Origin of the sequence: Flavobacterium sp. (assembly GCF_049240005.1) — a bacterium.
Classification (GTDB): Bacteria; Bacteroidota; Bacteroidia; order Flavobacteriales; family Flavobacteriaceae; genus Flavobacterium.
The window spans coordinates 1-1,165 of record NZ_JBMLTK010000097.1 but is presented as its reverse complement, the minus strand read 5'-3'; the positions used below and the strand labels follow the sequence as shown (position 1 = coordinate 1,165).

Genomic DNA, 1,165 nt, shown 5'->3' with positions numbered 1-1,165 from the left:
TTTTGTTTAACAGGTAATTGTGGTGTTTCATAAATCCAAAAAGCTCTTGTGGTACCGCGCCTGCCGAGCTTTTAATTTCCATTACCGTTCGTCCAAAAACAATTCTTTCAAACTTTAGCGAAATCGAAGTTAGTATCATGTCGTACAACATATTTAGGTACAACATATGATTTTTTTGAATTTCGGCATCGTAACCTAAAAAATAGGTGTCGGCAGTAGAACCGTTGCGTATAATGGTACTAAAACCCACAAGACGTTCGGCTTCAAAATATCCCTTCACAATAAAATCTTCCTGAAGTTGCTTTTTCAATGCCAAAAAATGATTTTCCGGAAGTAAAAAAGTATTGAAAGCCGAGTTTTTCGCCACGTTAAAGTACAAGTCGGCAGTAGTTTTCTGGTATTCTGCTAAGTCGGTTTCTGTTAAAAAGCGCGAAGTAATGGGTTGCAAGCGTTTGCGACTGCGTTTGTACTGATCGCGGTACTTCTTCGCAAAAGCGCCCACATAATCGGTTTCGTTAGCAAAAGTGCCTAGCTGTTCGAAAACCATATTGGGCTGAGTTGTAAACTTGAAAAAGTTTGGGAAATTCGGATTGTTTTGTTGTAAGAATGCGGCGTCGAAATCTTTGAAAACGGTGAGATGTAAAGAAATGCCCTCGGTCCTCAGCCGTTCTTTAATTTGTGTGGCTGCACGTTGTAAAGCGGTAAGTACATCTGTGGAATTGGTTTCATTGCAAGTGGCAAACGCATGTTGTCCGCTGAGCATATTGTTTCCGATAAAAAGCACATGCGAACTAAATTTCTTGAAGATAAAATTCCGAGCAACCGTTTTCATGCAGCGTTGTCGTTCGCCAAAGGTTTATAACTGATTTAAATCCAGAAATTGGGCAACGGCAATGCTTACAGGTTTATCTTCCGCACCAACAACGATAAAAAAGCAGCGCATGTTTTTCGGCTTGCTTTCGTAACACGCACGTAAATACGACTGCTTTAAAAAAATATTAGAACCCGCGAGCGTATCCCAATATTCGGGAAGTACTTGCGGATTCTCGTATATAACCGGTTCTAATTTTGTTTCACTTAAGCCCATTGGCACAGTATGCCGCCCATAAGACCTAAACAAATTGTCCAATAGCCGCCGTGAATCAAAACATATTTCCATGAGAAT

At 40.3% G+C, this 1,165-nt stretch carries 1 protein-coding gene and 1 pseudogene; both read right to left on the bottom strand.

From position 1 onward, the window contains the following. The coding region (locus ACOVQQ_RS10100) for an 8-amino-7-oxononanoate synthase (protein WP_421818093.1) at window positions 1-832 on the bottom strand (832 nt) is incomplete at its 3' end. 24 nt (window positions 833-856) lie between these two features. Beyond that, window positions 857-1,165, bottom strand: a pseudogene (locus tag ACOVQQ_RS10095) (hypothetical protein); the annotation flags it as partial.